General features: G+C 59.1%; 26 protein-coding genes and 3 pseudogenes. 10 read left to right on the forward strand and 19 right to left on the reverse strand.

The window, feature by feature from the left end; genetic code table 11:
• The first annotated feature begins 109 nt into the window (after window positions 1-109).
• Both F9K07_RS07450 and F9K07_RS07455 read left to right on the forward strand, forming a co-directional pair.
• Window positions 110-523, forward strand: a complete 414-nt coding sequence (locus F9K07_RS07450) for a hypothetical protein (RefSeq protein WP_159590893.1) — start codon at window positions 110-112, stop codon at window positions 521-523.
• A gap of 14 nt (window positions 524-537) precedes the next feature.
• A complete protein-coding gene (locus tag F9K07_RS07455; RefSeq protein WP_159590896.1) occupies window positions 538-1,695 on the forward strand; it encodes a hypothetical protein in 1,158 nt (385 codons plus the stop codon).
• 1,040 nt (window positions 1,696-2,735) lie between these two features.
• Here the strand turns inward: F9K07_RS07455 and F9K07_RS07460 are convergent.
• From F9K07_RS07460 to F9K07_RS07470, 3 genes are read right to left on the reverse strand one after another with little or no spacing between them, the layout of a single operon-like run.
• Complete coding sequence (locus F9K07_RS07460; protein WP_159590899.1) at window positions 2,736-3,428, reverse strand: NUDIX hydrolase; 693 nt, start codon at window positions 3,426-3,428, stop codon at window positions 2,736-2,738.
• Window positions 3,425-3,763, reverse strand: coding sequence for a hypothetical protein (locus F9K07_RS07465; protein ID WP_159590902.1), 339 nt, complete (start codon window positions 3,761-3,763; stop codon window positions 3,425-3,427). Before F9K07_RS07465 ends, F9K07_RS07460 begins: the two co-directional genes overlap by 4 nt.
• 33 nt (window positions 3,764-3,796) lie before the next feature.
• The gene (locus F9K07_RS07470) at window positions 3,797-4,702 is read right to left on the reverse strand and encodes an HrgA protein (RefSeq protein WP_159590905.1); all 906 of its coding nucleotides are present in this window, start codon (window positions 4,700-4,702) and stop codon (window positions 3,797-3,799) included.
• An 84-nt stretch (window positions 4,703-4,786) separates the two neighbouring features.
• Between F9K07_RS07470 and F9K07_RS07475 the strand changes: the two genes are divergently transcribed.
• Window positions 4,787-5,119 (forward strand): helix-turn-helix domain-containing protein, encoded by a 333-nt coding sequence (locus F9K07_RS07475; protein ID WP_159590908.1) that lies wholly within the window; start codon window positions 4,787-4,789, stop codon window positions 5,117-5,119.
• Between the two features lie 353 nt (window positions 5,120-5,472).
• Here the strand turns inward: F9K07_RS07475 and F9K07_RS07480 are convergent, their stop codons facing one another.
• Genes F9K07_RS07480 through F9K07_RS07515 form a run of 8 tightly spaced genes read right to left on the reverse strand, consistent with a single transcriptional unit; the run spans window position 5,473 to window position 12,714 of the window.
• A complete protein-coding gene (locus F9K07_RS07480; RefSeq protein WP_159590911.1) occupies window positions 5,473-6,441 on the reverse strand; it encodes a Bug family tripartite tricarboxylate transporter substrate binding protein in 969 nt (322 codons plus the stop codon).
• Window positions 6,442-6,458: 17 nt separating this feature from the next.
• Window positions 6,459-7,394: an SMP-30/gluconolactonase/LRE family protein gene (locus F9K07_RS07485; RefSeq protein WP_159590914.1), complete on the reverse strand. Its 936-nt coding sequence runs from the start codon at window positions 7,392-7,394 to the stop codon at window positions 6,459-6,461.
• Window positions 7,391-8,353 carry an SMP-30/gluconolactonase/LRE family protein gene (locus F9K07_RS07490; protein WP_159590917.1) on the reverse strand — a complete coding sequence of 321 codons (963 nt, stop codon included), beginning with the start codon at window positions 8,351-8,353 and terminating at the stop codon, window positions 7,391-7,393. Before F9K07_RS07490 ends, F9K07_RS07485 begins: the two co-directional genes overlap by 4 nt.
• Window positions 8,343-8,852 carry a MarR family winged helix-turn-helix transcriptional regulator gene (locus tag F9K07_RS07495; RefSeq protein ID WP_159590920.1) on the reverse strand — a complete coding sequence of 170 codons (510 nt, stop codon included), beginning with the start codon at window positions 8,850-8,852 and terminating at the stop codon, window positions 8,343-8,345. Before F9K07_RS07495 ends, F9K07_RS07490 begins: the two co-directional genes overlap by 11 nt.
• A 10-nt stretch (window positions 8,853-8,862) precedes the next feature.
• Complete coding sequence (locus F9K07_RS07500) at window positions 8,863-9,822, reverse strand: PDR/VanB family oxidoreductase (protein WP_159590923.1); 960 nt, start codon at window positions 9,820-9,822, stop codon at window positions 8,863-8,865.
• The gene (locus F9K07_RS07505) at window positions 9,812-10,264 is read right to left on the reverse strand and encodes a bacteriohemerythrin (protein WP_159590926.1); all 453 of its coding nucleotides are present in this window, start codon (window positions 10,262-10,264) and stop codon (window positions 9,812-9,814) included. Before F9K07_RS07505 ends, F9K07_RS07500 begins: the two co-directional genes overlap by 11 nt.
• Window positions 10,265-10,269: 5 nt before the next feature.
• Window positions 10,270-11,613: a Rieske 2Fe-2S domain-containing protein gene (locus F9K07_RS07510; RefSeq protein ID WP_159590929.1), complete on the reverse strand. Its 1,344-nt coding sequence runs from the start codon at window positions 11,611-11,613 to the stop codon at window positions 10,270-10,272.
• Window positions 11,614-11,658: 45 nt separating this feature from the next.
• Complete coding sequence (locus F9K07_RS07515; protein ID WP_159590932.1) at window positions 11,659-12,714, reverse strand: Bug family tripartite tricarboxylate transporter substrate binding protein; 1,056 nt, start codon at window positions 12,712-12,714, stop codon at window positions 11,659-11,661.
• A gap of 161 nt (window positions 12,715-12,875) precedes the next feature.
• On the opposite strand from F9K07_RS07515, the gene F9K07_RS07520 reads away from it, so the two are divergent.
• Window positions 12,876-13,046: a hypothetical protein gene (locus F9K07_RS07520; protein ID WP_159590935.1), complete on the forward strand. Its 171-nt coding sequence runs from the start codon at window positions 12,876-12,878 to the stop codon at window positions 13,044-13,046.
• 33 nt (window positions 13,047-13,079) lie between these two features.
• On the opposite strand, the gene F9K07_RS31775 is transcribed toward F9K07_RS07520, so the two are convergent.
• From F9K07_RS31775 to F9K07_RS07530, 3 genes and pseudogenes are all read right to left on the reverse strand, one after another.
• Window positions 13,080-13,262 (reverse strand): hypothetical protein, encoded by a 183-nt coding sequence (locus tag F9K07_RS31775; RefSeq protein ID WP_236582087.1) that lies wholly within the window; start codon window positions 13,260-13,262, stop codon window positions 13,080-13,082.
• Between the two features lie 427 nt (window positions 13,263-13,689).
• A pseudogene (locus F9K07_RS31780) lies at window positions 13,690-14,196 on the reverse strand (UvrD-helicase domain-containing protein); the annotation flags it as partial.
• The gene (locus F9K07_RS07530; protein ID WP_201451529.1) at window positions 14,130-14,537 is read right to left on the reverse strand and encodes a helix-turn-helix domain-containing protein; all 408 of its coding nucleotides are present in this window, start codon (window positions 14,535-14,537) and stop codon (window positions 14,130-14,132) included. The pseudogene F9K07_RS31780 and the gene F9K07_RS07530, both read right to left, overlap by 67 nt.
• Before the next feature lie 146 nt (window positions 14,538-14,683).
• On the opposite strand from F9K07_RS07530, the gene F9K07_RS07535 reads away from it, so the two are divergent.
• Complete coding sequence (locus F9K07_RS07535; protein ID WP_159590938.1) at window positions 14,684-15,742, forward strand: P63C domain-containing protein; 1,059 nt, start codon at window positions 14,684-14,686, stop codon at window positions 15,740-15,742.
• 1,373 nt (window positions 15,743-17,115) lie between these two features.
• Here the strand turns inward: F9K07_RS07535 and F9K07_RS07540 are convergent.
• Window positions 17,116-17,565 carry a YybH family protein gene (locus tag F9K07_RS07540; RefSeq protein WP_159590941.1) on the reverse strand — a complete coding sequence of 150 codons (450 nt, stop codon included), beginning with the start codon at window positions 17,563-17,565 and terminating at the stop codon, window positions 17,116-17,118.
• Window positions 17,566-18,414: 849 nt separating this feature from the next.
• On the opposite strand from F9K07_RS07540, the gene F9K07_RS07545 reads away from it, so the two are divergent.
• Window positions 18,415-18,936: a helix-turn-helix domain-containing protein gene (locus F9K07_RS07545; RefSeq protein WP_159590944.1), complete on the forward strand. Its 522-nt coding sequence runs from the start codon at window positions 18,415-18,417 to the stop codon at window positions 18,934-18,936.
• A 185-nt stretch (window positions 18,937-19,121) separates the two neighbouring features.
• On the opposite strand, the gene F9K07_RS07550 is transcribed toward F9K07_RS07545, so the two are convergent.
• Window positions 19,122-20,291: an MFS transporter gene (locus tag F9K07_RS07550; protein ID WP_159590947.1), complete on the reverse strand. Its 1,170-nt coding sequence runs from the start codon at window positions 20,289-20,291 to the stop codon at window positions 19,122-19,124.
• 472 nt (window positions 20,292-20,763) lie between these two features.
• On the opposite strand from F9K07_RS07550, the gene F9K07_RS07555 reads away from it, so the two are divergent.
• The 3 genes and pseudogenes from F9K07_RS07555 to F9K07_RS07570 all read left to right on the forward strand — a co-directional run bounded on the left by F9K07_RS07555 (window position 20,764) and on the right by F9K07_RS07570 (window position 23,059).
• On the forward strand, window positions 20,764-21,615 hold the full coding sequence (locus tag F9K07_RS07555) for a TauD/TfdA dioxygenase family protein (protein ID WP_159590950.1): 852 nt from the start codon (window positions 20,764-20,766) through the stop codon (window positions 21,613-21,615).
• A gap of 215 nt (window positions 21,616-21,830) precedes the next feature.
• Window positions 21,831-22,706 (forward strand): annotated as a pseudogene (locus F9K07_RS07565) (Bug family tripartite tricarboxylate transporter substrate binding protein).
• Between the two features lie 143 nt (window positions 22,707-22,849).
• The gene (locus F9K07_RS07570) at window positions 22,850-23,059 is read left to right on the forward strand and encodes a hypothetical protein (protein ID WP_159590959.1); all 210 of its coding nucleotides are present in this window, start codon (window positions 22,850-22,852) and stop codon (window positions 23,057-23,059) included.
• Between the two features lie 99 nt (window positions 23,060-23,158).
• On the opposite strand, the pseudogene F9K07_RS07575 reads toward F9K07_RS07570, so the two are convergent.
• Window positions 23,159-23,416 (reverse strand): annotated as a pseudogene (locus tag F9K07_RS07575) (IS21 family transposase); the annotation flags it as partial.
• Between the two features lie 94 nt (window positions 23,417-23,510).
• Here F9K07_RS07575 and F9K07_RS07580 point away from each other — a divergent pair.
• Window positions 23,511-24,338 carry a Bug family tripartite tricarboxylate transporter substrate binding protein gene (locus F9K07_RS07580; RefSeq protein WP_268894747.1) on the forward strand — a complete coding sequence of 276 codons (828 nt, stop codon included), beginning with the start codon at window positions 23,511-23,513 and terminating at the stop codon, window positions 24,336-24,338.
• Window positions 24,339-24,637: 299 nt separating this feature from the next.
• Here the strand turns inward: F9K07_RS07580 and F9K07_RS07585 are convergent, their stop codons facing one another.
• Window positions 24,638-25,609, reverse strand: a complete 972-nt coding sequence (locus F9K07_RS07585) for a PDR/VanB family oxidoreductase (protein WP_159590965.1) — start codon at window positions 25,607-25,609, stop codon at window positions 24,638-24,640.
• 134 nt (window positions 25,610-25,743) lie between these two features.
• A complete protein-coding gene (locus tag F9K07_RS07590) occupies window positions 25,744-26,874 on the reverse strand; it encodes an acyl-CoA dehydrogenase family protein (protein ID WP_159590968.1) in 1,131 nt (376 codons plus the stop codon).
• Window positions 26,875-26,878 lie beyond the last annotated feature (4 nt).

Genomic DNA, 26,878 nt, shown 5'->3' on the forward strand with positions numbered 1-26,878 from the left:
CAAGAAACACAAAGGGCGAATGGTCTGGTCTAGCGTGAAAACATTTACTACCAAGTTGGTAGCTACAGAGTTAAGCTCGCGACTCCCAAAAACCACTCAAAAGTTTTTCATGTTGAATTTGCCTTTTTTCCTCCGCCCGGGCCGTCGCGCTTTCTTGCTGCTCGCGGCACTTTCGCTCCTTGGCGGCGCTGTCCACGCCCAGACGACTCTCCGTCCCCAGAAGACCGAGCACTACCGGCCATTCGCGATCACGTCTTCCAAGCTCAAGACCGAAATACCGGACACCTTCATTTTTGACAAGCTGATGTGCCGCTCCACCCTCGACAACTTGGCCGAGTTCATGGATATCTTGAAGAACTACGACCTTCTGCGGAGCAATGCGATGGATGGGACCATGTCCATGACGACGTTTCGTGGGCGCCAGGGCGGCAGGCCGGTGGAAGTCTTGCTGGCCGTACAGACCTCGGATCGCAACCTGATGCATGTGCTGGTGGATGGGCAGTTCGCCTTGACCTGCCGTTGAATCCGGAGCGTTCCATGAAAATCAAAAAGAAAATCCTTGGCGCCCTGGTGTTCCTTGCCAGCACCGTGCTCGTGGCGCCTGGCCATGCATGGGCACAAGCATCCGCCCAAACCCAACAGGATCGGTGGAGGATCATGCCAACCGCCACCTTGGGAAGTGACGGCGAGATCTGCATCGGCGCCGCCTGCAAAAAGAAGCAAGAAGACTATGCCGAACAGTTGCTCAAGATTTGCATGTACCGAGACGCAAGCACAGCGGGTTTCTTCACAAGCGGTGAGTGGCGCTCGCACGTGGGCGCGAATTCGCCGCAGCCCTGTCAGGAGGTCTTGTATGCGGATGCGACGCGCAAAGTCATGTACGTCGTGGCGCCGTTCCAGAGCGCAGGGAGCGTGTACTTGGCGGGTCAACCGTATATCTACTGCATCAGCGGCTCACCGTCGCGACCAGGCCTTGCAGCATGCGATTCGGCGTTTTTCACGTGGCGCGACGCGCACTCCACCGGATACAAGGTGGTCAACGTACCGGGCATGCAGAAGGTGGTGCAAGAAGCGAAGGTGTTCGATGCCATTGACCGGCATCTGCAGACGGTGGGCGAACAACAGAAGGCGCAGCAGCGGGCCGAGTACCTGGCCGCGTTTGGGGGCGCTAAGGGTTCGCTGCAGGCGATGAAGCAGTTCGAAGACAAGTACGGGTCAAACGACCCGGACGGACTGATCCTGCAACTCGCTGGCGTCAAGCAAGAACTGCGACTGGAGGAATATCGGACGCGCTTCGCCAGCATGAAGACGATCCCGGAGATCGAGCGGTTCATCGCGGACTACGAGCAAGACGATGTCGGCAAAAAGGTACCAGAGGCTCGTCTGTGGCTGGCGCACGAACGGCAGCTTGAGGCCGATGCGGCCAAGGCGCAGGCTCGGCAGAAGGCCGAAAAAGATGGGACGGCGCGTTTGAGCGAGCTGGAGCGCATGGTGATCTGGTGCAAGCGCGAGAGTGCGGCCGCGCGACGCTCGATTGAGCAGGAGAATCAGATCGGCCGGGTGTCAGGCTTCGTCAACAAGGAGAGATTGCACGCCGCTGGGAAAACCATTGTGTACTGCGAACGAAGTGCACCGAATGACTTCGATGAATACAAGCGGCTTGGGGGGAAGAGGTCGTATGGGGAGTTGCGATGAGACCGAGCAAACCGAGTGATACAGGAGCCGAGTCCCCGAAAGGGCCCCTCAGCGCCCCACATGTCCCGGAACCGAGCGGCCACCCCACGGCCATGACACGACCCAAGCGATCGTTGAGTGACAAGGACCAAGGCTCGGCCATTTCCGAGGAACTGGGCCTTGAGACGACACGGCTGCTGAAGTATTTCAGGGCCTTGTCCCCGAAGAACCAGAATCTTGCCGTCAAACTGCTCAGGGCCCTGTTGAAGACACAGGGACCGACCACTCCATCCTGACCCTATAGGAACAGTCGTGGGCGATGCGATGGGCCACGATGAAGTCGAGACCAAGGCGCATGCTCGTGCGCAGTTCGCTGATGTCGATCTCTTCAAGATGCATGTAGGTGATGATAGCTACTTGGGGAGTTCTCGGGCCTCTCGGTACCTTACTGACGGTCAGCACGGTTCTCGCAGAAGTCGTGGCTATCGCATTGGTGCGCCCCGAGCAGCCTAGTCAAGCGACTTGCCGAGAGTCCGAGACATTCGAGCGCCGCTCTGTGTCAGCCGTCACGAAAAACGGTAAACCTGCAGCGCACCTCATTCCATTTCTAGTAGGGTCCGGAGGCTCTTGTTCACCCGTCTGCCATGGAACCCAGGAATGCTTCAGATCGTAGTCTTCGTTTCATCACTGCTCCTCGCGTCCGTGGCCCACACTGCCGAGCTCTTCTTTTGTCGCGCATACAGCGGTGGGACTTTCTGGGCCAACTCCCATTGCAACAATCATCAGGGCTTGGTCGAACGCATCTTGACGGTGCCCAACGGTATGCGGTTCGATCAGCAGGTGGAACTGGGGCGGCAGAGACTCAATCAGCAACCTCGGACGGTCGAATCCACTACAACCATCATTCAGAATGGGCCGCAGCCTACGCGACGACAGCTGTGTGAGGGATTCAAGGCCCGTGTAGCCCACCTCGATGCACTCGCCAGGCAGCCTCAGAGTGCACAAATGCAAGACTGGATTCGTGCAGAGCGCAAGAAGGTTCGCGACGAGCAGTTCCGCGCTCAGTGCTGAGGGTTTGACAACGTCGTCAATGCTTGTACCACCGATGTGTCCGGAGTCAGCAGGCGAAGCGTCCCCAGCAATGAGCGCGGCGTAAGCAAGACGCACTGACTTTCCCAACCCATGGCGGCGGGCGTGCCCCCAACTCGTTCAGCCAAGTAGTAGCGCGTGTAGGTCGTCGAGCGTTTGACATCGACCAAGTGCCGCAGGAGCCGAACCCGAAGACCACATTCCTCAAAGGCCTCGGTCACCGCAGTGGCCTGCAGGCTCTTGCCGTCGGTACGTCCCTTTGGAAACGTGATCTCATATCCTCCGAACTGATTCGTCGGGCATACCAACCAGATGCGCCCATCGGGCTCTTGGATCACCACGCCCGCTGCCGAAGCCAGGCCCTCGGGTGGATCGAAGGCTGGCTCGTCCACGGTGGACGCTTGAGCCAGCACCTCCCAATCCTGAGCACGTGACGGAGGATCTTTCCAAGTTTGAAACGGCACACCGTTCAACACGAACGGCATGTCACCGTCCGGGATGACCGCTGCGCTGCAATCAGGATCGCTCCAGGTCGAAAGCGAGCTGGGCGTGCTCGACCGAAGAATCGTGACTTGCTTGCCGTCATCGTCCAACTGCGGATGAACGCACGCAACGCCTTTTGAAAAGCCGTACTTACTGATTCCGGAAGAGAACTTGCTGGTCATCGTTGCTGCAGCCGGTACAGCACTGACCAGACATCGTGGTACAGCGCGGAGCGTGGTTGGCCTTGCTGTTTGGCCACCTCATCTTTGAAGTTCGAGTAGTCCATGTTTTCAACGAGGCGAGCCATGGCTTGTGCGACAGCGGCCTGGGGCGCCACGCCTCGGAACTTGTAGTCGTTCACAGCGCTTTCCTGGATCGCGCCCAGCTCTGGCAGAAACTGCGCCTTGAGTGCTTCCAGGTCAGTGCGCACTCGTGCACGCACGGTGAGCGTCTTGTTCTTGATGTCGGTGGGCTTGCGCACCACACTGAAAAATCCCACCGGCGTGATCAGCCACATCGCTTTTTTCCTTCTTTTAGTCAGACAACCATGTCACATCTGCGCGGCAACAGCTAGTGGGATGTCCCACTCTTTGGGACTGGTAGCCTTGGTGTCGTAGAAATGGGCAGTGAGCTGAATGAACCGCAGGAAATCCTTGTTCTCGGTTGCGATCCGGTTGCAGGTTCCCCAGTCCACTTCCAGACGCTCACGGGCCGGAATCTCGATGGCGCTGTCGTCCGCCGGGTTATCAGGGTTGAGGCGGATCACACCGATGCCGTGCAGCTCGTTGAGCAAGCGCAGCTCCGTCATCGCATCGTCCTTGATGTTGACCGCCACCAGGTAACCGTAGTTGGCCCAGCTGGAATTCGAGACGGCCTGGAAGTAATACTCCCGAACCTTGCCGCGTGGCACGTCGACCTTGACCTCGAAGGACCAGAGCTTGGCCTGTTGCGCTCCCGATTTGGCGCTCAGGCTCTTCATCTCATAGCTCCACCCGGCGGCCAACTCTTCTAGTCCCACCATGTCAGGATGCAGCCACCTGTTGCCTTCCTTGCCTTGGGTGTTTGACGACTTCTTCTCGTCGATGCGCTTGGGGAAGATCTTGCGATGGCGAGAGATCAGGAACGTGGCCAGCAACGGGTAGAGCGCGTGTTCACTTTGAATCGAGGGTTCCGCCAATGAAATTGGTTCTGGCTCAAAGACAGACGCCTCCGGCGCCCACCAATAACGGCGGGGCGATTCTTCGGAACGGTGCAGCGTAGGGCATTTCGCCAGCCATTGAGGACCACCGGAGCCAATCTCACCTGCGAGCTGACCGGGCTCCTTACCCGCGAAGCGAGCGGGAAAAGCCAGCTTCAATCCGTCGGCAATCTCGCGGGACTTGAACTCCTGGCCAGGGTGGGATTGCAGGAACTTGATAACGGCATCTCGGAGAGAGAGGACTTTGAGGTTGAGCACGCGCGGAATAGGGTGACGATGTAGATCACCTTATTCTACGAATATCGTAGAGATATAAAAAAGGCATTCTACGAATATCGATGAATGCCTCGATTGTCCGATCCCTCTTCGCTCTTCGGGCGGCGCTTGCGCGCTGCCCGCGGCCGGGCGGGAATTCCCCAAGACAGACTGGGGGTGGCCATCGGGTTGGACGAGAGCTCAAGCAGCGCCCGAATGAGTCGCTACGAGACCGGGGTGCATGAGCCGCCATTCGCCACGGCGCAGAACTTGGCCAAAGTGCTCAAGATTCCGGTGGCGTACTTCTATTGCGACGACGAGCGGCTGGCCGAGTTTTTGATCCAGTACGGAGGTCTCGACGCGGGCCGCAGAAGGAAGGTGCTGTCGGTGGCTGCGGAGCTTAGCGCCGAGATGGAGTGAGCGACTCGGGCCAAGTATCTCCCTTGCACCCTAGGCCGCTTCACAATGCGAGTCCTTGGTCGTAGAAAGCGCTCGATGGCAAGGGACCACCGATTGGGAGGAGGAACAATGGGAGAGAAATCGACGTGCGCCGGACAGCTACGCCAGAGTTCCCAAGCATTTCTTCAATGGGCTTCAACGACACTTTGAAAACGAGACTACGTCCCCACGTCTCTCAGCAGCCCAGATGCCGGCTGGGAGCTGATTGGTTCGTTGAAATCCATTTACATCGGGGTAGGAAGGAACCGGGACCGCGATCGGTTTCGACTGCAGAAGCGATCGCCGATTTCGGCCCTGACGCCCGATCCTGAATGCTATTCAGGTTTGATCCCCGCCTCTGCCGCGGCCTGTTTCCATTTGGAAGCTTCGTACTCGGTAAAGCGCGAGAACTGGGCAGCATCGCGCGCATTGACTGCCATCGACAGCGCCGCAATGCGGGTGCCGACCTCAGGACTCTGCATGGCCTTCTGAACTTCATCGGAGAGGCGCCTGACAACCGCATCTGGTGTTTTGGCGGGTGCCAAAACACCGCACCAGCTTGACATGTCCTTGATGGGAATGCCCAGCTCGGCAATAGTCGGGACGCCAGGCAAGGCACTCAGACGCTGGCCGCCCGTGATCGCCAGGAGCCGGACTTTGCCGGCGTTGTGCAGTTGCTGCGCAGCGCCGGCTGCGGTGATGATGATGGGGACAATGCCGCCAACGACCGCATTGAGCGATGGGGCCGCACCGGGATAGGGAATGGTCTGGAACTTCAGGTTGGCGGTTTTCCTGAGCTCGGCCAAGATGATCTCCTCGATCGTGCCCGAGGTGCTGATTGAGTACTTGTCTGGCGCAGCGTGAATTGCAGCGACCAGTTCCTGAAAGGTTTTGGCCGGAAAGGCCGGGTTCACTCCGATGGCCAGCGGCATATCTACCAGGCCCCCGACTGCCGTGAATTCATCAAGGCGGTAGGAGACCGTCTTGAATGAAGCGAAGTTCAATACCAGCGACGTTCCCGTCACCACCAGCGTGTAGCCATCTGGCGTGCTCTTCGCCACGCTGGAGAGCGCAATCATCCCGTTCGCGCCGGGCTTGTTCTCGACGATGACCGGTTGGCCGAGACCCACTGACAACTTGTCCGCGAGCAGGCGTGAGATAGCGTCGAACGTGCCGCCTGGCGGATACGGCACCACCAGCTTGATCGGCCGTGCGGGGAATTGCTGCGCGCCAGCGTGGAGGGCGAGCGTATAGAGCGGCGTGAGAGAGGCTGCGCGCAAAACGGCGCGTCGGGAAAACGACATGATGTCTCCTTGGTTTGCTATCGTGGTTGCCGGCCAAACGCGGGAGCGAGGCCCTCGCGGGCCCAGGACTGCATGAGCAGCCGGCCGGTGCGGGATTGGGTGACGTAGGCACTTCGCATGTCTGCGCCGCCAAAACAGAGATTTGTTGTTGCGCGGTCGGGGTAGGCAACAAACTCGACGCGCTGCCCCGACGGCGACACAACGGTGATGCCGCCGATGCCAAGAGTGGCCACACAGATGTTGCCGTTCGCCTCCACGGCTATGGAGTCGAAGTTGCAATACTCCGGTGCCACGTAGAGAAGATCGCCCGGTGAGATCGCGGGCCAGGAGCGCAGGGCCAGCTCGCCGGGTGCGACAACCTCGAACCGCCAGAGTCTCGCCGTGAGCGTTTCTGCGACATACAGGCTTTTCCCGTCCGGGGATAAGGCGATGCCGTTGGGCGTGAGCATGGGAAACACCACTTGCCGGATGCACGTTCCGTCGCAGCGCGCGTAGCACACGCCACCGCGCGCGATATGGGTTCCGGAGATCTCGCCGAGGTCGGTGAACCAGAATCCGCCGCTTTCGTCGAAGACGATGTCGTTCGGTGCCGAGAGCGCTGTCCCGCCCACGTCGCGGTAGAGCGTCTCCACCGTGCCGTTCTCTATGGAAACGCGCTGGATCGAGCCGCCGGTATAGTTTTCAGCTCGGCCGTGGGGATAGAGTCCGCCATCCGGGTCCCGGTGCCAGGCCATGCCGCCGTTGTTGCACACATAGAGCTTCCCATCGGGCCCCAGCGCTGCGCCATTTGGTCCACCGCCGACCACAGCTATTGTGGTCACGCGGCCATCCGGCCAGCAGCGGATCACGCAGCCCGCGGCAATCTCAACCACGATGACCGACCCGTCCTGCATCACCACCGGCCCCTCCGGAAACCGCAGCTCGACAGCGAATTCCACGGCTTCGTTGATCATTGGCACGCCTTCCTATCGGCATTCAGGCGCAGGCCTGGCCGCGGCCAAGTAACCCTGACCAACTGCCCCGTGGACGAAAGTGTCACAAAGGCTTCGCGCAGCTCCGCCCCGCCAAAGCAGATATTCGTTGTAAAGGGGTCAGGCAGTGGAACGTGTTCGATGGATTGACCATCGGGTGACACGACTGTGATGCCTCCGTTGAAAAGGGTCGCGACGCAGATGTGTCCACTGTCTTGCACGGCAAGGGAATCAAATAGCTGGAAACCGGGCAGGCCAGCAAGCAATTCCCCTCCATGGGGTCGGTCGGTGACGGCCTGGTGCACGCTTCCCGGACCCGCTATGTCAAATGCCCAGAGGCGTCCGGGAGAAGTTTCCGCCACATAGAGGCGATCACCCCCAGGGGACAGCCCGATGCCATTCGGCGTGTTCATTGGGTAGATCACTTCCACGATCTTCGATCCATCCGGCCATGCGTAGTACACGCCACCGTGGTCCATTGAACGGTCGCGGCGTTTGCCCAGATCGGTAAACCAGAACGCGCCGTGAGCGTCAAAAACGATGTCGTTTGGGCCGCGAAGCGCATGAGGCCCGCACTTGTCGTACAGGACCCGGACCTCACCCGTTTGCGGGTCAACCCGCTGGATGGACCCGCTGATGTAGCCCTGCGCTTGCAGGCCGGGGGTCTGGCGCCCATCGGGGTGGTCGTGCCATTCAAACCCGCCGTTGTTGCAGATGTAATACGCGCCGTCGGGGCCAATCGCCAAACCGTTGGGACCGCCTCCGACGTACGCAACCGTCGACTTCTCGCCAGCTTTGCTGATACGTGTCAGGTTTCCCGAACGAATCTCGACCACCAGGACGGAACCGTCCGGAAGCCAAACCGGCCCCTCCGGGAATGAGAGGCCCTCGCAGATCACCTCCACCCTGAGGGGCGCATGTTGTAGTGCACTACTTGTCATCGCGCGCGAAGTGCTCGTTCATGGCAGGCACGTTCGCCGTGAGGTGCGCGAGCAGCGTCCTCAGCTGCGCCTTGCGTTCTTCGGACAGGCCGCGAAGCAGCAGCTTCTCACGCGCCAGTGCGACCTTGGCGATCTTCTCGTAGAGGCGCTTCCCCTGCGGCGTGAGGAAAACAAGCTTCTCCTTGCCCTGTGGTTCAAGGCGCACGTAACCATGGTCAACCAGCACTTGCATCGCTCGGCTGACGATGGCTTTATGCACTTCCATTTTCTCGGCTGCGAATGTCGCGATGCAGCCGGGGTAGCGGGCGACGATGCTCAGGACGCGCCAGTCGTTGATCCCGACGCCAAAGCGCTTGATGTAGAGATCCGACGCACCAGAGGAAATTCGATTATTCAGAATGTTAAGGAGGTGTGGGACATATTGCGACCGGTCGATGAAGACACTGACCTGCTGGGTCTCTTCTTCGACGTTGGAGGTCTTCTTTTTGCTTGTGCTCATGGGTCTTCCTTCAGAGATCGAGGACCAGCTCGTCGGTGAGCGATCCAGAGCAGCAGATCATCATCGATGAGTTGGCCGCGTGCTCTGCCCGTGAGAGAACGTGATCACGGTGGTCCGGGATGCCGTCCACAACCCGCGTCTCGCACACGCCGCAGACGCCTTCCCTGCAACTGCTTGGAACTTCAACGCCCTGACTTGTCAGGGTCTCCAGGATCGTCTGCCCGGCGCGCACCTCGAAAGATTTCCCGGACCTTGCGAGCGTCACCATGAAGCCACCGTCGGTTGCGGAACGCTCAGCGGCGCTGAAGTATTCGGTGTGTACAGAGGTCGGTGGCGCGTCCTGCGTCGCAGCTTCGAAGTCCGCCAGCATGGCGTGGGGGCCGCAGCAATAGAAATGGCTGCCGGGCCGCCCCGCGCGAACCAGTGCCTCCATGGACATCCGGGTATCGTCCCGCTCGCTTAGCGACAGGTTGATCAAGCCTTTAGATTGCGCCGCCAGCTGTTCTAGGGTTCCCAGAAACGGCGCTGTCGAACGCCCTTTGCACCGGAAGTGCAGTTCCCAGGATCTGCCGGCTGCGGCGAGCTTGCGGATCATGGAGAGGATTGGCGTAATGCCGATGCCACCGGCGATAAAGACCGAATGCGCTGCCGATCCATCTAGATTGAAGTTGTTCCGAGGTGCGCTGATGTCGATCCGGGCGCCGACACGCAACTGCTCATGAATGAATCGCGAGCCGCCCCTGCTCGTCGAACTGGTAGCCACCGCCACGACATACCGTTTGCCGTCGGATTCATTGCACAGCGAATACGACCGTGTGGCAGTGGGCAGCACCAGGTCTATGTGGGCGCCAGGCGCGAACGGCGGTAGTGGCCCTGCATCGCTGCGTTCCAACTCGAACGAGAGTACCCCCTCGGCCTCTTGACGGATCGCCACAACCCGCGCTTCGATCAGCGGCAGCTCAGCACGCATTTTGAAGCGCCGCTGGCTTTCGGATTGCCACGGGCGCCCCGCCGTACCGCCTTCTAACGATCCATTGCGACAGCGCCGAATCGAGGTAAATCGTGTGCGCCTCGAGCCACTCCGCCAATGCAATTCCGAGCCGATGGACGGTAGCGACGTCCTGGACATCCATTGCACATACCTCCCTCACGGATTGGAGTACCGCAGCATGTTCGACGGCATGGCAATCGGCCCCCGAGTGGCCGTGACGCCGCATCGGTTCTTCCTCCTCCGCGAAATGGTCCTCGCAATGCGCGCGGGCTGCCGCAATCGACGCCGCCGCACTGGCGGGGTTCGCTTGCTGTAGTTCATGGATGACCAGCGCAAACGCGCGATGCGTGGCATCGATCGCGGCATGCCCCGTCAGCAACAGCTCTGACCAGACGGTTTCCGACAGAAGACTAGTTTCCATGTCGCTTACCCCAGCTCGCTCTGAGCAACTTTCGCCGCGCTGACGCGGATGGCTTCCTTCAGTTTCTGTTGGTACGTATCGGTCCAGTGCTTGTAGTCCGGCACCACCATTTCGCCGCTTCTGGCGTCGCTGTAGACGAATGGATCCTGAACGCCCGGCGGCTTGGTGCCAGTCGCTGCGAGATCCCGCGCAGCGCGCAGCAGCCGACGCCGGGTCCGCACGATCATCAGGTCGCTGTGCACCAGGTGCTCTCGCGTACGGTCGGCAATGTCACCCATCGATTCGGTCACGGCCACATCCTGTGTAACGATGTCCTTCATACCGCACCAAATCTCATTCGTTCGCTGCGCCTCGCGATCGATCATGTAGTCGTTCTCCTTGTTCTGAACCGCTCGGAAGCGTCCCAGCCAGTCGCTCGTGTTGGGCAGCAGTTCGTGTGGCGCAACGCCTGGAAGCGGCGAGCCGTTCTTCATCGGGATCAGGCCGACGCGCTTCTTCCACGCCACGGTGATGAGCATCATGTGCGTGTCGTCCATGGGGACCCAAGCACGCAGGAAGATGTTGGACTCGAACGGCCCTTGGGGCGCCTGCGTCCAGCACGGGAACAGGAAGTTTGCATACCGCAGATGGGTTTTCCCGTCGTCCGCTGTACGCACGGAGCAGTACGTTGTCCCCCATGGCGCGTCGTCGACCTCCAGGTGAACTGTGCGGTCTCGCACCACATGGCGCATCGGATCGTTTTCGTGAAGGTCTTCCTCATTGACGTTGCCCACGTGAAGAAAGGCCAGATGCGATGTGTCGATATCGCCTTCCAGGGCCTGCAGCCAGTTGCAGTCGCGCTGGGCAAATTCGATGCTGAGCTCGCCCTCATCAATGTTCATGATCTCGAATTTCGGCGTCGGCGGCGCGACCTCCGCGCTCCCCATGTACACCCAGACCAAGCCATTGGCTTCGTGGACCTGGTAGGCCACGGTGTGAACCTTCTCCTTGACATGCTCCTGTTCGGGAATGTTTGGTGCGTCGATGCACGCACCTTCGACGTTGAACTTCCACCCGTGATAGATGCAGCGAAGGCCGCCCTCTTCATTGCGCGCGAAGAACAGCGACGCGGTCCGATGAGGGCAACGGTGGTCCATGACACCGACTTCGCCCGACGGGCTTCGGAAAGCCACAAGCTTTTCACCCAGCAAAAGGAGTCGGACGGGGGAGCCGCCACTTTCCAGCTCTGAACTCTTCATCGCCGGAATCCAGTAGCTGCGCATGAGATCGCCCATCACCGTACCGGGGCCGGTGTGGGTGAGGTCGTGGTTGTCGTTCCGTAGGCGCTCAAGGGCGGGAGAGGTCGTCATGGGTGTACTTCAGTGGTTTGATGAGGTGATTGAGTTGACTCCGGGTCAGTCGATCTGGATACCGGTCTGCGACTTGATGTTCATCCACTCGTCGCTCGACTTTCGCACGACGGCGGCGAACTGTTCGGGTGTGAGTGGCGGTGCGATCTCAAGCGCGTTCGCGAACATCTGTTTCTGGAAATCCGCAGATGCGCTGACGGCATTCACCGCAGCGTTCAGCCGGTTGACGATGGCTTTTGGTGTCTGGGCCGGAGCAAACAGTCCGACGTAGCTCTCGGCCGTGAGGCCCGGCACGCCAAGCTCGCCGAACGTAGGCAAGTTGGGCATGGACTTGGGTCGGCGAGTGCCCGACGCGGCGAGCGCACGGACGCGTCCATCTTTGCTAAGTTCCTGGGCAAGACCCACTGTGACCATGGCTGCGTCAAGGCGGGCTTCCAGCAGGTCCGCAACGATGGGTGCCTCGCCTTTGTAGGGAACGTGAGTGATCTTGATGCCAGCCGCCTTGGCGAACATCTCCGCATAGAAGTGGGAGGCCGAGCCATGCCCGGGTGAGCCAAAGGTGAGCGGCTTTGACGATGCCCTCGCCTGTGCAATGAATAGCTCCAGGCTCTGTGCCGATTTCGGCGGTACCACCCATGCAACCGACCAATCGTACTTGCGGGCCACCGGGATGAAATCGGTGAACGCGTTGTATTTCGCGGTGCTCATCACGACTGGGTTGCTGACCAGCACGGAAGAATTTATGAGGAACGTGTAGCCGTCCGCCGGTGACCGTGCCACGTAGTTCGTGGCGATGAGCGTGTTCGCGCCTGCCCTGTTGTCAACGAGGACAGGCTGCTTGATGATCTGCTCGACATTGCGCGCGAGGAGCCGGGCCACAACGTCCATCTGCCCCCCTGCAGGGTAGGGCACTACGAAGGTGACCGGCCGCGCCGGCCACGATAGTGCCTGCGCTAAACTGGGTTGACTCACCGCTGCTGCCGCAGCCGCAATCATGGCTTTGCGCCGGTTGATTTTCATCATGATCTGGCTTTCTTTCATCGTGACGGTTGATGGTCCTTTTCGGTTGCTATAGCAACCATTGGACGCTTTTTCGTTCATCAGTAGGGCATTGTCTTGTCCATCGGTTGCTATAGCAACTATTCGGATTGTATTTGACTTGCATCGAGCGGGCACTCTAGGGATTACCCTAGATAAGGTCGCGACTCACTCAGGCCACGGCGCTGATTGAGGCCTACGATGTTCGCCTCGTTCGCCGCTTGGTGGATGTCCCGCGTACGCAGACCTACACGCGCTACTACCTGGCCGAGCGCGTGGGCGGCACGCCCAGCGCCATGGGCTGGGAGAGCCAGTGCGTGATGCTGGTGCCTCAGGACAAACTGGCATCCCTGAACCTCAGAGAGCCGGACCGCGTGGTGGTCTCGGCGCTGTGAGGGTCGGGGTAGGAGAAACGAATTCCGGCAGTCTCAAGCGGGTGGCACGGTGCCCTGTGTCTTCAGCAGGGCTTGGAGCAGCTTGACGCCAAGGCTCTGGTTCTTCGGGGACAGGGCCCAGAAGTACTTCAGCAGCAGCGTCGCCTCGCGACCCAGGCCTTCGGGGATGGCAGGGTGCGGCTTTTTGCCTTCCGGTGGAGGTTTGCGCTCGGTCATGGCCGCTGCTCCAGGCGTTGAGTGGGCAGGGCGTGAAGCGCCTTGAATTCGCTGGCACGTATTGCCGATCAGTGTTGTAGCGGCCGAGCACGTACAGGGACACCTTGCCGTTGCGTCCGGGTGGGATGGTGCCCTCGCGAACCCCATCGGCGAGGTTCATCACGAACCTGTCGATCGCATCGGCCAGTTGGTCCTTGCTGTCCACCTGGAACGCCTGGAGCACAGGGCCTTGGGCCGGGGTGACCGAATGCACGCGCTTGACTATTTGAGCGGGGTTTTTCGACACAAATGCACTGGACACGTCGCACAACGCCTGCGGGCAGCGGAAGGTTTGTTCCAGCTTGAGCACCTGGCCGTGGCCAAACCATTCCCGGAAGCCCGTCATCACCGCCACGTCCGCGCCAGCGAACCGGTTGATCGATTGCCAGTCGTCGCCCACAGCGAAGAAGAACCGGCCAGGAGGCTGAACCAAAGCGCGGCACAAGCGAGCCCTGGCGCGAGAGGCGTCCTGGAACTCATCGGCCATCACCAGATCGTATGGCGACTCCACCCGGCCGCTCTCCAGGTGTCCGGCGGCCAGGTTGAGCATGTCCTCAAAGTCGATCCCACCCTCGGCAGCCAGTGCTTGGTCCCAGGCGGCCAAGATTGGGGCGGTGATGTCCAGGAACATCTGGTGGCGGTGCTTGAAGGTGTCCTGGGGCATCGCGTCCAACCGCTGCTGCAGGGCGGGAACGCTCAAGCCGTTGCTCTTGCTGTGGCTCATGAAGGTGCGGATCAACCCTATCAACTCGATTGCTTCCATGGGTTTTTGCACACCTTCGGGAATCTCACGGTCTGGGTTGGGATCGAGCACAACACCGTGAGCGGTTAACTCGCGCTCCAGTCGCTCGAAGCCGTCGCCTTGGCGCAGGCCAGGGGAGGTGGTTTCGAACATTCGCGGCTACGAACGCCCACCAACCAGCAGGGCATGAGTTTGGTATCTGGGTCAATGGCGGTGAACGTGTAGCAATCGCCGAAGCCTTCCGGGTGTTCGTCCTTCACGTTCTTTTCCTTCGCACCGACGAAGGACCAGATTTCATCGCACTCCACGCGCTTGCAAGACAGATTGACCATCACGCGGTCTTGGTAGGCCGCACAGGCTTGGCCAACATCCGCCAGTAGCTTCAGCACCGTGTTCTTGCTCTTGCCCGTGACTCGCGCCGCAGCATTGATGCCCATGCCTTCGGAGAGGATGTTCAGGATGGCTACGCGGTCTTGGGTGGAGAGCTTGTTCATGGGCTGCTTTCTTATAGTTCAGTTTGAATTGAACTTTGTAACATAACAAATGCAAGCATTTTTAGAAAAAATTTATCTTGCATTTTGACCTGATGCTGGGTCAAAATGCAAGTTCATAAACTACCTGATAAACCAAAGGTGCTTGCATGACTAACGAATCCGAAGAACCAACTGGCAAGGCTAAAGGTGGTCACGCCAGAGCGGCAAAGCTCACCAAAGAGCAGCGAAGTGAGATTGCCCGCAAAGGGGCCATGGCGCGCAAAGCAAAGGTCCTTGATGCCGATGGACCCGGGCAAGACAACATCGCTCACGAAGGCACGCTGAAGCTGGGCGATTTCACCGTTCCCTGTTTCGTCACGGGGAGTGGCGAAAGACTTATCGCCAGCAGGAAGATGCAGGAGATTTTGAAAGTCGTGGAGGATGATCCCGACGATCAGCCTGGGGTGCAAAGGCCAGGGACCCGATTCCGCCGTTTTTTGACGAGAAAGTTCTTTAACTCGTTGATTTCACAGGAGGAATTGCAGGACCTCTTTACGCCAGTGCGCCGTCTTTACAAGGGCCGCGTGATCGTCGGATTCAAAGCGGATTCACTCACCAAGTTCTGCAAACTGATGATGCAGGCGAAGGACAAGGATCTGCTGACTACCGAGCGCCAGTCAATCGTCGCCATGCAAGCGAGGGTCCTGTACGACTCCTTTGCAAAGATCGGCCTTGTCGCGCTCATTGACGAGGCCACTGGCTACCAGCAAATCCGGGACCCGAGCGCACTGCGAATGCTCGTCCAGCAGTACATCGCGGCAGAAAAGCGCGAATGGGACAAGCAGTTCCCAGACTCGTTCTATGACGGGCTGAATCGCATCTACAACAGCAAGAAGATGACGACGACGGCAAAGGGCGCGGTGATTCAGAACAGGCCGCAGCACTTCGCAAATTTCACCAGAACCTACGTGTATGAGCCGCTTGAGAACGGTGCGGTACTGGAAGAACTGGATCGCATCAATCCGAAAATGAACGCGAAAGGCACGCGCCGCGACCGGTTTCACCAGCACTTGTCTCAGGGCTATGGCATCGAGAAGCTAAAGCGGCAGGTCCTTGCTGTTGAAACCATCATCGACGTTTCCGATAACGTCGGCCAGTTCAAACGCCTTTACAGCAAGAAATTCGGCACCCCGAAGGGCGGGCAGTTGGATCTGCTTGAAGATTAAGCCGCCTTCTTAGCTTTCTTGGCCGCGCCCTTGTTCACCTTGGGCGCGGTTTCTTTTTGGGGCTTCGGCTGCTGCTTCGGCACTTCGCCCGTCGCCTTGCGCACCACGTCAAACGCGATCTGTGAAAAGTCTTTCTTGGGTATATGGGAAGGCTAGCACGCGGTGCAGTTCGGGGCTAGAGCTTGGTTACTTCTGTGCATTTAAAGTGAACCACTACCCGATATCGCGCCTGCCGAGTTCTTCGTGCACCGCCATACTTTTTTCTTGAGGTCGAAAAGCTGCGCGTACCGGCGAAGTCTGAGCCTATTAGAGACACTGAGAGAGGAAACCGCCAAAAGCCAGAGAAAATTCGCCTGAGAATCTCAGCAGAGAGATCGCGACCGGCCGGGAGCCCGCATGGAACGGGGCTTTGCGGACGAAAAAAAGCCTCAGTGAAACTGAGGCTCCAGACTTGCTGGCGGTGGAGGCAGGCTTGAGCGAACCTGTCTCACCGGGTTCTGGAGATATCGGAACTCCAAAAATTGCGAAAAACGAAAAAATGAGCGTGAACTCGCGCTTTTCGGGCTACCTCTCAAAAGGGCGCGCGCGCACACGAATACCAGTTGCGTGGAGATGCAACATTTCTGCGGTATGAAAGTGTCCCTGCTGTGAGACTGGATACTCGTAGTGGTTAATGCTCCTTCGCCGAAGAGGTTGACGCGTCGCCACGCCGGGCCACTGCGGTTTGTGGGCGGGCTCTCAAGTTGGCTTTCTGCAAGGGCTAGATGTGTGCCAATCAGCCCTGCGGTTCCGCGAGGAACCGCAGGGGGAACCGCAGGGGGAACCGCAGGGGGAACCGCAGGGGGAACCGCAGGGGGAACCGCAGGGGGAACCGCAGGGGGAACCGCAGGGGGAACCGCAGGGGGAACCGCAGGGGGAACCGCAGGGGGAACCGCAGGGGGAACCGCAGGGGGAACCGCAGGGGGAACCGCAGGGGGAACCGCAGGGGGAACCGCAGGGGGAACCGCAGGGGGAACCGCAGGGGGAACCGCAGGGGGAACCGCAGGGGGAACCGCAGGGGGAACCGCAGGGGGAACCGCAGGGGGAACCGCAGGGGGAATCGCAGGGGGAACCGCAGGGGGAACCGCAGGGGGAACCGCAGGGGGAACCGCAGGGGGAACCGCAGGGGGAACCGCAGGGGGAACCGCCTTTTTCCGGATCTCGGGCATTCAGTCGAGCCTGTGAGGAGGTGTCAGCGGCACTCGAAGACTCGTGAAAGTGTCGTCAGCGTCTTCGCAATCGAAGTTTGGTCAGCCCGGCCCGGCAAGCCGGCGTTGATTCATCTGCCGAGCAAATTCTGCGCGGCACTGGAAGGAGGGCAGTAGACGTCCGAACTACTCTGGCTTCAGATCGGTCAACGCCTTGCCGCTCCCATCCATCGCCATCGGAACGGAGTTGTGGATGTGGGTGATTCGCCAACCCGTGTTTTTGCGCGCCATGACGACCGTGGCCCGATACCACATGTCGACGTCACCATCGGTGTTGCTGCCGTGCAGCCGTTGAAGTCCATGCAGAACAGCCAAATCTCCAGACACGGTCACCGTGGTATCGCCCACATCGGTTTGGATGGGCCCTGTCCACGTCTTGAACCATTCCTCCAGGCCCTTGGGGTCCTTCAAAGCATCGAAGCGGTTCTCGAGCGGCGGTGCGAAATCGAACGTGACCGCCTCACCGTCAAAGCAGTGGATGGCCGCCGTAGCATCCTTGCTTCTAATCGCGTTGACATACGCGGCAAAGCTTGCAAGCACCGCATCGCGGTCGTTGGATTGATCGGACTTCGGCATGGAGGGCACCTTCCTGAAAATTGATGTTTCGATGCTCGCACCAAGCCGCAGCAGAGTCCCCTCAGAATCTGCAAGACGCGTAAGGGGGTGTGCACTTTGCGGCAGACGCATGTGGCCGAGAATGTGCTGATCCAAGCTCACCGTCCGGGTGTCGGCTCATTGTTCACTACCGTGGCGAATCTCAGGATGAGGTCGTCAACCTGTGCCGGGTTGGTACCCCGCACGTACGAAGCGCCGCATAGTGTTCGGATCTGGGGGCTATTGGCGAGAGCGTCCACTGTGGCCCGCAGGCACGCTCGCCTTTCAGCACCACTGTGACTTGCATGAGCGCAGGCACGGCAGGCAGGTGTTCGAATCAGAGTGCTTATTCGTTAAGCACTCTGATCCGAACTCTTGTGCGGCGGTAAGCGCAACATTGAGAAAGCACGTGCAACTTTGGGCTGGCTACCGCAAGATTTTTGGGCATCTGTTTTCCTCGCTGCAGTCATCCGCTCTGCGGCACAGAGGGCACGTCAACAACGACCTGAAGACTCGTGAATTCTTGATTGAGATTTCGAAGATGGTTCGGCTCTGAACACTTGTGCGACATAACGGTTCGGATCTGGCCGCTCACGCATGTTGGCAGCGTTCGCGGGGCCTCAAGTAGGGATTCAGCTCGGACTTGCATGGCTGCTTAACGGGGAGGGCGCTGGCTCCGCCGGCGACCTCCAGTGCTTCAAGTCGCGCTCAGCAAAGTCACGACACGGCTCAAGTGATCAAATCTGATCAGAAAAAGCTTGACGTCGAGTACCGCTTTGATTGGTCGTGAGGGTGGAATAGGAAGGGTCTTCCAACAACAGGCCCGCCGCTATGACCCCTTCTGCAATCCATTCCATCCAGCGCGATGTGCAACGCCTGGGCATCAAGCTCTCGGAAGCGCGACGACGCCGTCGCATGTCTCAACGTGCCATGGCCGACCAGACCGGTATGTCCCTTAGCACCGTGCGGCGCCTGGAGCGCGGCGAACCCGGAGTTGCCATCCACGCGCTGTTGAGCGGGTTCAAGGTATTGGAGATCCTGGATGCCTGCATCGGGCTTTTGAGCCTGGGCGAGGACGACGTTGATCAGGGTCGGGCGGCCGAGCTGCTGCCAAAGCGCGTGCGCCAGCCCAAGGCCGGTCGCGACATCTCAGCGCCGATGCGCCGCGGGTCATTTGATGTGGGTTCTCCGGCGCCTGCGGCCGAATTCGGCGCTGGCGTCGCCCAGCCGACTGAAGCCATTTCGCTTCAGCCACAGTTGCCTGTTGACGAGCCGAAGAAACAGGGCAGGGTGGCTGTTGTTAAACCGCGGCAAAGCCACTCTCAAGGGCAGATCGATCTTTTCTCGCTTTGAAGAGTTCGGGTTGAAGGATCGCTTGTCATGGACTCAGTCCTTGCCGCTTTTTGATCGTCACTCCCGGATCCGCCAAGAACCGAGGGAGGAACCAAAAAAAAAAGAAATGAGCTTCGTTGGCGCGTACTGAGGTGCAGGTTGAACGAGGACTGGGATGGACCAATGTCTTCCAATTTCGCGCCTTCTCACTTGTTCGGTGTTGACGAGCCAACAGCACGCGTACTCGAAAGCGCGACACATCCTCCGAGCGTCACAAGCGCGCCCGTCACCAGCACCGCACCACCGATGGTCACGAATCCCACGACAGCACCGTACACAACTGGTACGGCCACTGCCGAGGCGTTGACCATCAGCAACCTCATGCCCATCGCATCCGTCTGCCTGTGTATGGGCGTGACCTCATGCAGCAAGATCATCACAGACGGCTGGACGCCTCCCAGGAGCAGGCCGATGCCGAAGGAACACAGCCCCATTCCAAAGACGCCAGAGGTCAGCGGGTAAATGGCGAGCAGTGCGCCCGCAGTCATCAGCGCGCCGGAAATAAATACCCATTCCTGCACGTACCTCGAGATGTACGGCACCAACAGGCGGCTAACCAAGGCTGCGCAGGAAAAAAGCCCCAGCACCATCGCAGTGGAAGAGGCGCTCAGACCTCTCTCATAACCCATTACGGGAACCATAAAGATACAGAGATCCCAAGAGGCGGTCATCAGCCAGTTCAGCAGCAGGACACGCCGAAATCCGGAGATGCGCCACAACGACCACGTAGACCTTCGAGCCTCCTGGTCTGGCCGACGCGGCGACAGGTCCGTACGGACCGCCAGCGCACACAGGCCCATGCCAATCGGAGCAATCGCCAGAACCAGCAAGGCGACCCGGAAACCGTGTCCATCAATAATTACTCCAGTGATCATCGGACCGAGGAACTGAGAAATCGCGGGCGCAATGGCGAGCCACGCAATGGAATGCTTGCGCTCCATGACATCGCTTGCAACCCTGAGCACATGTCCCTGGATCGCCATGAGCGAGACGCCGACAGCGCCGCCGCTCACGAACGCACTCACGCACAGCGCGGAAAACGAGGGCCGTGCCGCAGAAAGGCCGATGCTCGCGCAAGCGCCGACCGCGCAACACAAAAGCGTCAACCGCAGTCCGCGACGGTCGATGAAACGCGCCGCCGGCAACGCCATGAAGATCTGGGCCAACGCGAACAACGCCAACATTCCGCCGATCTCCGCAGTGCCGTATCCCATGCGCAACGCCAGCAGCGGCGCGGCCATGCGCAGCGCCGACATGGCTGCGTGCAGGCACATGAAGCCTGCAAGGAGGCGGACAAGCTCAGGGGTCCACTTCATCGTCAGGTACTGGCATCCAAGCGCAGTGGCGAAAAGTTCATGACGACCACATGCGGTTGCACGACACGATGCGTTTTACGACCGTGATGTTCTGGTGTCGGAGCGCGATACGTCGCGGTGCGGCAACGCCAAGCGGTGGCGAATGCCTGTCAGCCGTGCTGTGTGGAGGAGGCATGTGGAGGCTTTCAATTGCAGTTCCGAACGCGCAAAACAAATTGTCTTTATAAAAGTTTATTGCTCTTGTACAAAAAAATTATACAGACCGGCCGAGGACATCAACGAGATTTTCTGGCTTGCGCAGTAGAAACCGACCGACAAAGCGTGGGGCGGTGGCCTAGACGAACGCCAGACCCGAAAGAAGATATTATTGCGTATAGACAACAATATTTGGTCTTGACAAAAAACGGACCGCTGGACTACGATTGATCCCACGAGAAAAGCGCATCGCATTCCTTCAAGAAATCAGTCACTTATGAAGCTCTCTTTCGAACCTCTTTTCCCTCTCTTTGGTGTGCGCGTGTCTGGTTTCGACCCGACGGTTCCCATGGACGCAGACACATCAGAAAAACTCCGCAACGCGTTGCGCGACCACCGGCTCCTTCTGATCCGCGGCTACGAACTGAGTGAGGACGATCAGGTTCGTCTGTCAACAGTTGCCGGCAGTCTCACGTACCGAAACTCGGGCAACTACACTGATCCGGACAAGCGCTCCTCGCTCGTCTCAAACGCTCATGACGACGGTATGTTCGGATCGGGGGAGCTGTCCTTCCATTCCGACCTGAGCTTCACAGAGCACATCCTCAAAGCCCGGTCGCTGAACGCGTTGCTGCTACCGCCTCCAACCGAGCTCGGCGGGGAAACGCTGTATGCAGATGTTGAGACCGCGTATGACGATCTTGATGAGGGCATCAAACGGCGCGTGGAGGGCTTGCGGGCTCGATTTGCAGCGACCTACGAGCGCGCTGACGGGACTGAGGTGGTCGAATTTGTACGGCCACTTATCGGCACACACCCAGAGACGGGCCGGCGCTTCATCGCGGCAAGTCGCGCCGTGACGAAAGAAGTCGAAGGAATGGAAAGAAGCGAGTTCCGACCACTTCTCAAACAGCTTTGGGAACACATGGAGCAGCCCAAGTACATCTATCGCCATCGATGGGAGCTCAACGATTGCCTGTTCTGGGACAACATTGGGTTGCAGCATGCGCGAACTCCCTTTGATCCGAATCTGAAGAGAGCGCTGCGGGCCGTCTCCATTGATGAATCATCGGTTGCTGCAAGCTACGCAGCGGCAGTCAACAAAGTTTCCGCTCAGGCTGGTGCCTGACGACGGATCAGGTCGCTGTGGTGCACAACGGCTCGTCCGCTAGATCTTCCGATAGCAGTGCTCGATAAGCCAGCCCAAAGAGGAGACATCCCATGGCAACCCTATCTACTATCGCAAAGCTCTTACTTGCAGCTTTGATGGCACCGTGGATCGCTGCTGGCTCTCTGCACGCGCAGGAGAACTATCCAACAAAGCACATTCAGTTCATCTCCCCGATGACGGCGGGCGGCCCTGGGGATGCACTCTCGCGAGCTGTGGCGACGAGCTTGTCAGCGCGGCTGCATGTGCCCGTGATTGTTCAGAATGTGCCCGGCGCGGGGTCGGCGATCGGTACCGGCACGCTCGCACGATCCGCACCCGACGGCTACACATTGGGGTTGAGCACGGCTGGCACCTTCTCCATCAATCCTTTCCTGTATTCAAAGCTTCCTTACAATGAGGAGAAAGACTTCGCGCCCATATCGCCACTGGTGTCGTAGGCGAACGTGTTGGTGTGTCATCCAAGCGTGCAAGCCGACAACTTGGCTCAACTCCTGGCCTTTGCCAAGGCGAATCCCAACAAGGTGACGCTCGGCTCTGGGGGCGTTGGGACGACAGCGCACCTGGCCATGGAGGCGATCAAACATCTTTCAAATGCGCCCATCCTCCATGTGCCCTACAAGAGCGGTGCTCCGGCGATGACAGATCTTTTGGGCGGCAATGTCTCTTGCATGATCGACGCGCTGGGAACTTCTTTGCCGCGCGTACAAAACGGTAGTCTGAAATCGCTTGCGGTCACAGGCGCGAAGCGGGGCCCGCTACTGCCGAAGGTGCCGACCGTGGCGGAGTCTGGTCTTCCTGGATTTGAAGAGTTTTCAGGGAAGTACTGGATGGGCATCATGGCGCCGGCTGGTACGCCTCAACCCATTTTGGACAAGCTGAATGCGGTGGTGCAAGAGATATTGCGTGACGACGCGGCGCTGCGTCAGAGATTGGACGCACTCGGCTTAGATCCGCTGCCTATGTCGGCTTCGCAGTTTTCCGGATTTCTGAAGGTGGACCGCGATAGCTGGGGTCGTATTGTGAAAATGACCGGAGCGAAGGCCGACTAAAGGACCGGGCGCTCTGCGCTTGCGGACAGCGTGCGGTGGAGTTGCATTTGTGCCCTGCGATTTAGCGGGCTCGCGATTGGAAAGCCTGGTGTTGTGACCAGGTCAGTCGATTCCAGGTTTACAAACTACAAGGAGCGCAGGAGATGAACGCAACTGATAAACGTGCAATGGTTCGAAACACATTGCGAACGCTCGCCAACGCTGTCGCGGTGACCGCAGCACTGGTGACGGGAGCGGCTGCCCAGTCTTACCCATCTAAGCGCTTGACGATCATCGTTCCCTACGCGCCTGGAGGCCAGTTCGACTTCGTCGGGCGCAAACTTGCCCAACTGTTGAGTTCCACTGATCTCTGACCCGAGATTTCCATCGAATGCTGACCCACCCGCTTGTGTGAGCAAAGCAGCTCACGTTGTGGATAAGTGCTTCGTTTTCTCCTTTTCGGACTTGGGTGTGTGGAGCTGCAGCAAAGTGCGCCGCTGTTTGCGCGACTTTGTTGCCTCGATCGATAGCCAGGTTGAAAGTTTGTCGGCGTATGGATCGAGCTTGCTGGAGCTCGCACGCCTGGCGTAGCGGGGCTCTTCATCGCCCGCCCGCAGGTACTTCTTAACGGTGTTGCGAGCCAGGCCTGTACGCCTGGAGATCTCGCGAATGGACATCTGCTCGCGCAGTGCCCAGCGTCTTATGACACTCAGTGTCGCCACGTCTATCACTCCTGAAATCTCCTGCTGCTAAAAGCAGCAGGATAGGGTTCTTACGTGGGTCAGCTTTCAATGGAAATTGATGCTCTAACTGGGTCAGTTTTCAGTGGAAGACAACACCCAACCCCTCAGCGAAAGGATTGGACACCCCGTGGTGGTCGAAAACCGCGCAAGTGTGACCGGGAACGTCGGGGTGGGCGCAGGAGTTCGGGCACCAGCAGATGGCTATACCGTCACGATGATCTCCAATCAGAACATCGTTGCCAATCTTGCTGAGGCGCAGCCCACATTCAGCATTGCCAAAGATCTAGAGCCCGTCACGCTTCTTGCGGAGTACTACACGGCATTGCTTGTCAAGTCTTCGCTCCCTGTCACAAACATGGCAGAGCTCATCGCGCTCATCAAGTCGCAGCCAGGGAAGATCACCCTGGGTAGTGGTGGCATCGGGTCTTCGGGCCACGTCGCAATGGGCTTGCTCACACAAAAGACCGGTGCGGAAGTGCTTCACGTGCCCTATAAAGGTGAGGGGCCCTTGATCGCAGCTTTGTTGGGTGGTGAAGTGGATATGGCTTTCATCACGCTATCAGGTGCCGTGGCGCAGCTGAAAACGGGCAGGGTTAAGGGCCTTGGTATCACATCTGCCAAACGCGTGGCGGCGCTTCCCGATATGCCGACCATCGCCGAGACCGTCCCCGGGTTTTTCCATGCCGCGTGGTTAGGAATGTCGGTTCCGATTGGCACACCACGGGATCACATTGCGTTCCTGTCCAAGGAGCTGACGGCAATCCTTCAAACGGCGGATGTGCATCAGACATTGACGAGCCGCAGCTACGAGATCATCGGCAGCACGCCCGAGCAGTTCCGTCAGAAGATTCAGTCTGAGACTGAAGTTCTGGGCAAACTGGCGAAACAACTCAACCTCAAGAACGAGTAAGGCTGGCGGGTTGCAAAGGAGCCTTGAGCGGAAGTACAAGCTGAACCGCCCCGGGGAGGTTCACATGTTTGTTTCAAGTTGGAGATGTGTGGGTCAGCGAGTGAGCAGTCATCAAGGAAGGTTGAAGTTTCTTGACGAACTGTGAACGGGATCATCATAATGAGCAAACTGGAGATTGTCAATAACACAAAACATTGTGCATAGACAAAAAGTAAATCGACGCTGTAGCGACTTCGACAAGGAGTTTCCCGCTCGCTATTGAAAGAGCTGCGCGTGCGCGTGGTATCTCCGCTCGCGTCTCAAAGATCCAGAACCAGCAGAGGCGTCAAGGAGCGAGAGCAGCAGGGCGTGAACTGGTCGTTTGCGGCTTGCTCTTCGGGACTGAAGTACATGTCTCGATGATCGGGTGTGCCTTCGAGAACCCGCGTGATACAGGTCCCGCAGATTCCTTGCATGCAGGAAGTACCCACATCGACGCCAGCCTCTGCCAAGGCTTCCGTGACGGTCTGTTCGGCTCGAACCGGGATGACCCGCCCAGAGCTAGCCAGTTTGACCTGGAAGCTCCCATCGTCTTCGCGAGGGGCGGCCGCATCCGAAGCGAAGAATTCGTAGTGCAACTGGTCCTCTGGCCAGCCGTTCTCTCGCGCAGTGTCGAGGACTGCATTCATGAAACCTTTGGGACCGCACACGTAGACGTGCGTGCCGGCCTTGGGCGTCTTCAGCAGTGCCGGGATGTCCAACTTGTCTTCCTCAGGGCCGTTGTCGAAATGGAACCGCACTTTGTCGGCGAACCCCGATTGTTGAACGCGCGGCACAAAAGCAGCGCGCTCGGGCGAGCGAGCGCAGTAGTGCATCTCAAATTCACTGTCGATGCTGGCCAGCCGCTCTGCCATGCAAAGAATGGGGGTCACTCCAATGCCACCCGCGAGGAGGAGATGTTGCTGAGCGCCGCTGGCCAGGTGGAAGTGATTCCGTGGCGCACTGATGCGTATCGTGTCACCCGCCTTCACGCGTTCGTGCATCTTGACCGATCCTCCGCGACCTGCAGAGTCCTTTAGAACGGCAATCTGATAGCGGTGGTTTTCGGAAGGGTCGTTGCAGAGCGAGTACTGCCGCGTGGTGCCGTCGACCGTGACGTCGACGTGCGATCCTGCCGAGAATGGCGGCAGCGAGGCCCCGTCTTCCGCCACCAGTTCAAACATGCATATGTCGACTGCCACGAGCGCTATCGAGGCAACTCGCACGTTGATTTCGTTTTGAAACGTATTCATGGGATCCCTGGAATCAAAAAGAAGGGGTGTCGCTGACGCGCGTCTCCAACCTCGCGACCACCCGCCTCTTCAAAGTGATTTTGGTGAAAGGGCGCAATGTCATTGCCGCGGGGTTTGCTTTCAACCCACCATTGTTATTCAGACAGTTGTGGATCGGTGGCGGAGAACCGCTGCAAGTGCCAGGCTGAATCTCCCAACAGCAGGTCGATGCAGAGAAGTCGCTTGAAGTAGTGCCCAACCAGCAGTTCATCGGTGACGCCGATGCCACCATGCAGCTGCACGGCGTTTTCCCCGACGAAGCGACCTGCCTGGCCCGCCTGGATCTTGGCCGCCTCGGCCAGCCTTGAGGCGTGGGGCGATCCGGCGTCGAGCGTATTTGCTGCCATCAACACCAACGACCGCGTCTGTTCGGTGGCCATCAGCATGTCCGCCACACGGTGGCGCAGCGCCTGAAACTCGGAGAGAGGCTTGCCGAACTGCTTGCGCGTCTTGAGATATTCCACCGTGCTACGCAGCACGGCGGACATCGCTCCAACTGACTCGGCTGCAAGTGCGACCATCGCATGATCCATCGCCTGCTGAATGGCGGGAAAGACCAAAACGTCTGCATTGAGCCGCTCTCCGTCCGCTGCACGGACGTTGGAGAAAACATAGTCGCTACAGTGACGCTCATCGAGGGAGATGGCGTCGTGGCGCTCGACACCCTCAGCATGGGCGTTTATGCAAAAAATAGCGTGGTCGGCGTCTTCGGTGCGAGCCAGCACCAGAAGTCGCTGCGCGACTGCCCCATCCAGCACGGCAATTTTTTTCCCGCTGATTCGCCAGCCTTCGCCGTCCTGGCGAGCTTCGCAGCCTGGATGTGTCCAGTCATGGCCCGCCCCTGGCTCCGTAAGAGCGACGGCGAGGCGCAAGCTACCGTCAGCTATGTCGGGCAGCCATTGTTGCTGCTGCTGGAGCGTCGCCGCCGCCATCAGGATCCGCGCACCGAATACCGCGGTACTCCAATAGGGTTCCAGGAGCAGTGCGCTACCGACCCCTTCCATGATGATGGCCGTTTCGCGCGCACCGAGTTCCATCCCACCGAACTGTTCTGGAAGCGCCGCCCCCAACCAGCCCATTTCCGCCATCCGGGCCCATGTTTCTTCCCGGAATGCGCCCTGCTCGCGCGCCGCGCTACGCCAACTCTCGATGCCTTGATGGTCCTGCGCGAAGCGCTGGACGCTGTTTTCCAGTTGTTGCTGGAGTTCGTTTAGTCTGAACTGCATGGTC

Origin of the sequence: Hydrogenophaga sp. BPS33, assembly GCF_009859475.1 — a bacterium.
Classification (GTDB): domain Bacteria; phylum Pseudomonadota; class Gammaproteobacteria; order Burkholderiales; family Burkholderiaceae_C; genus Hydrogenophaga.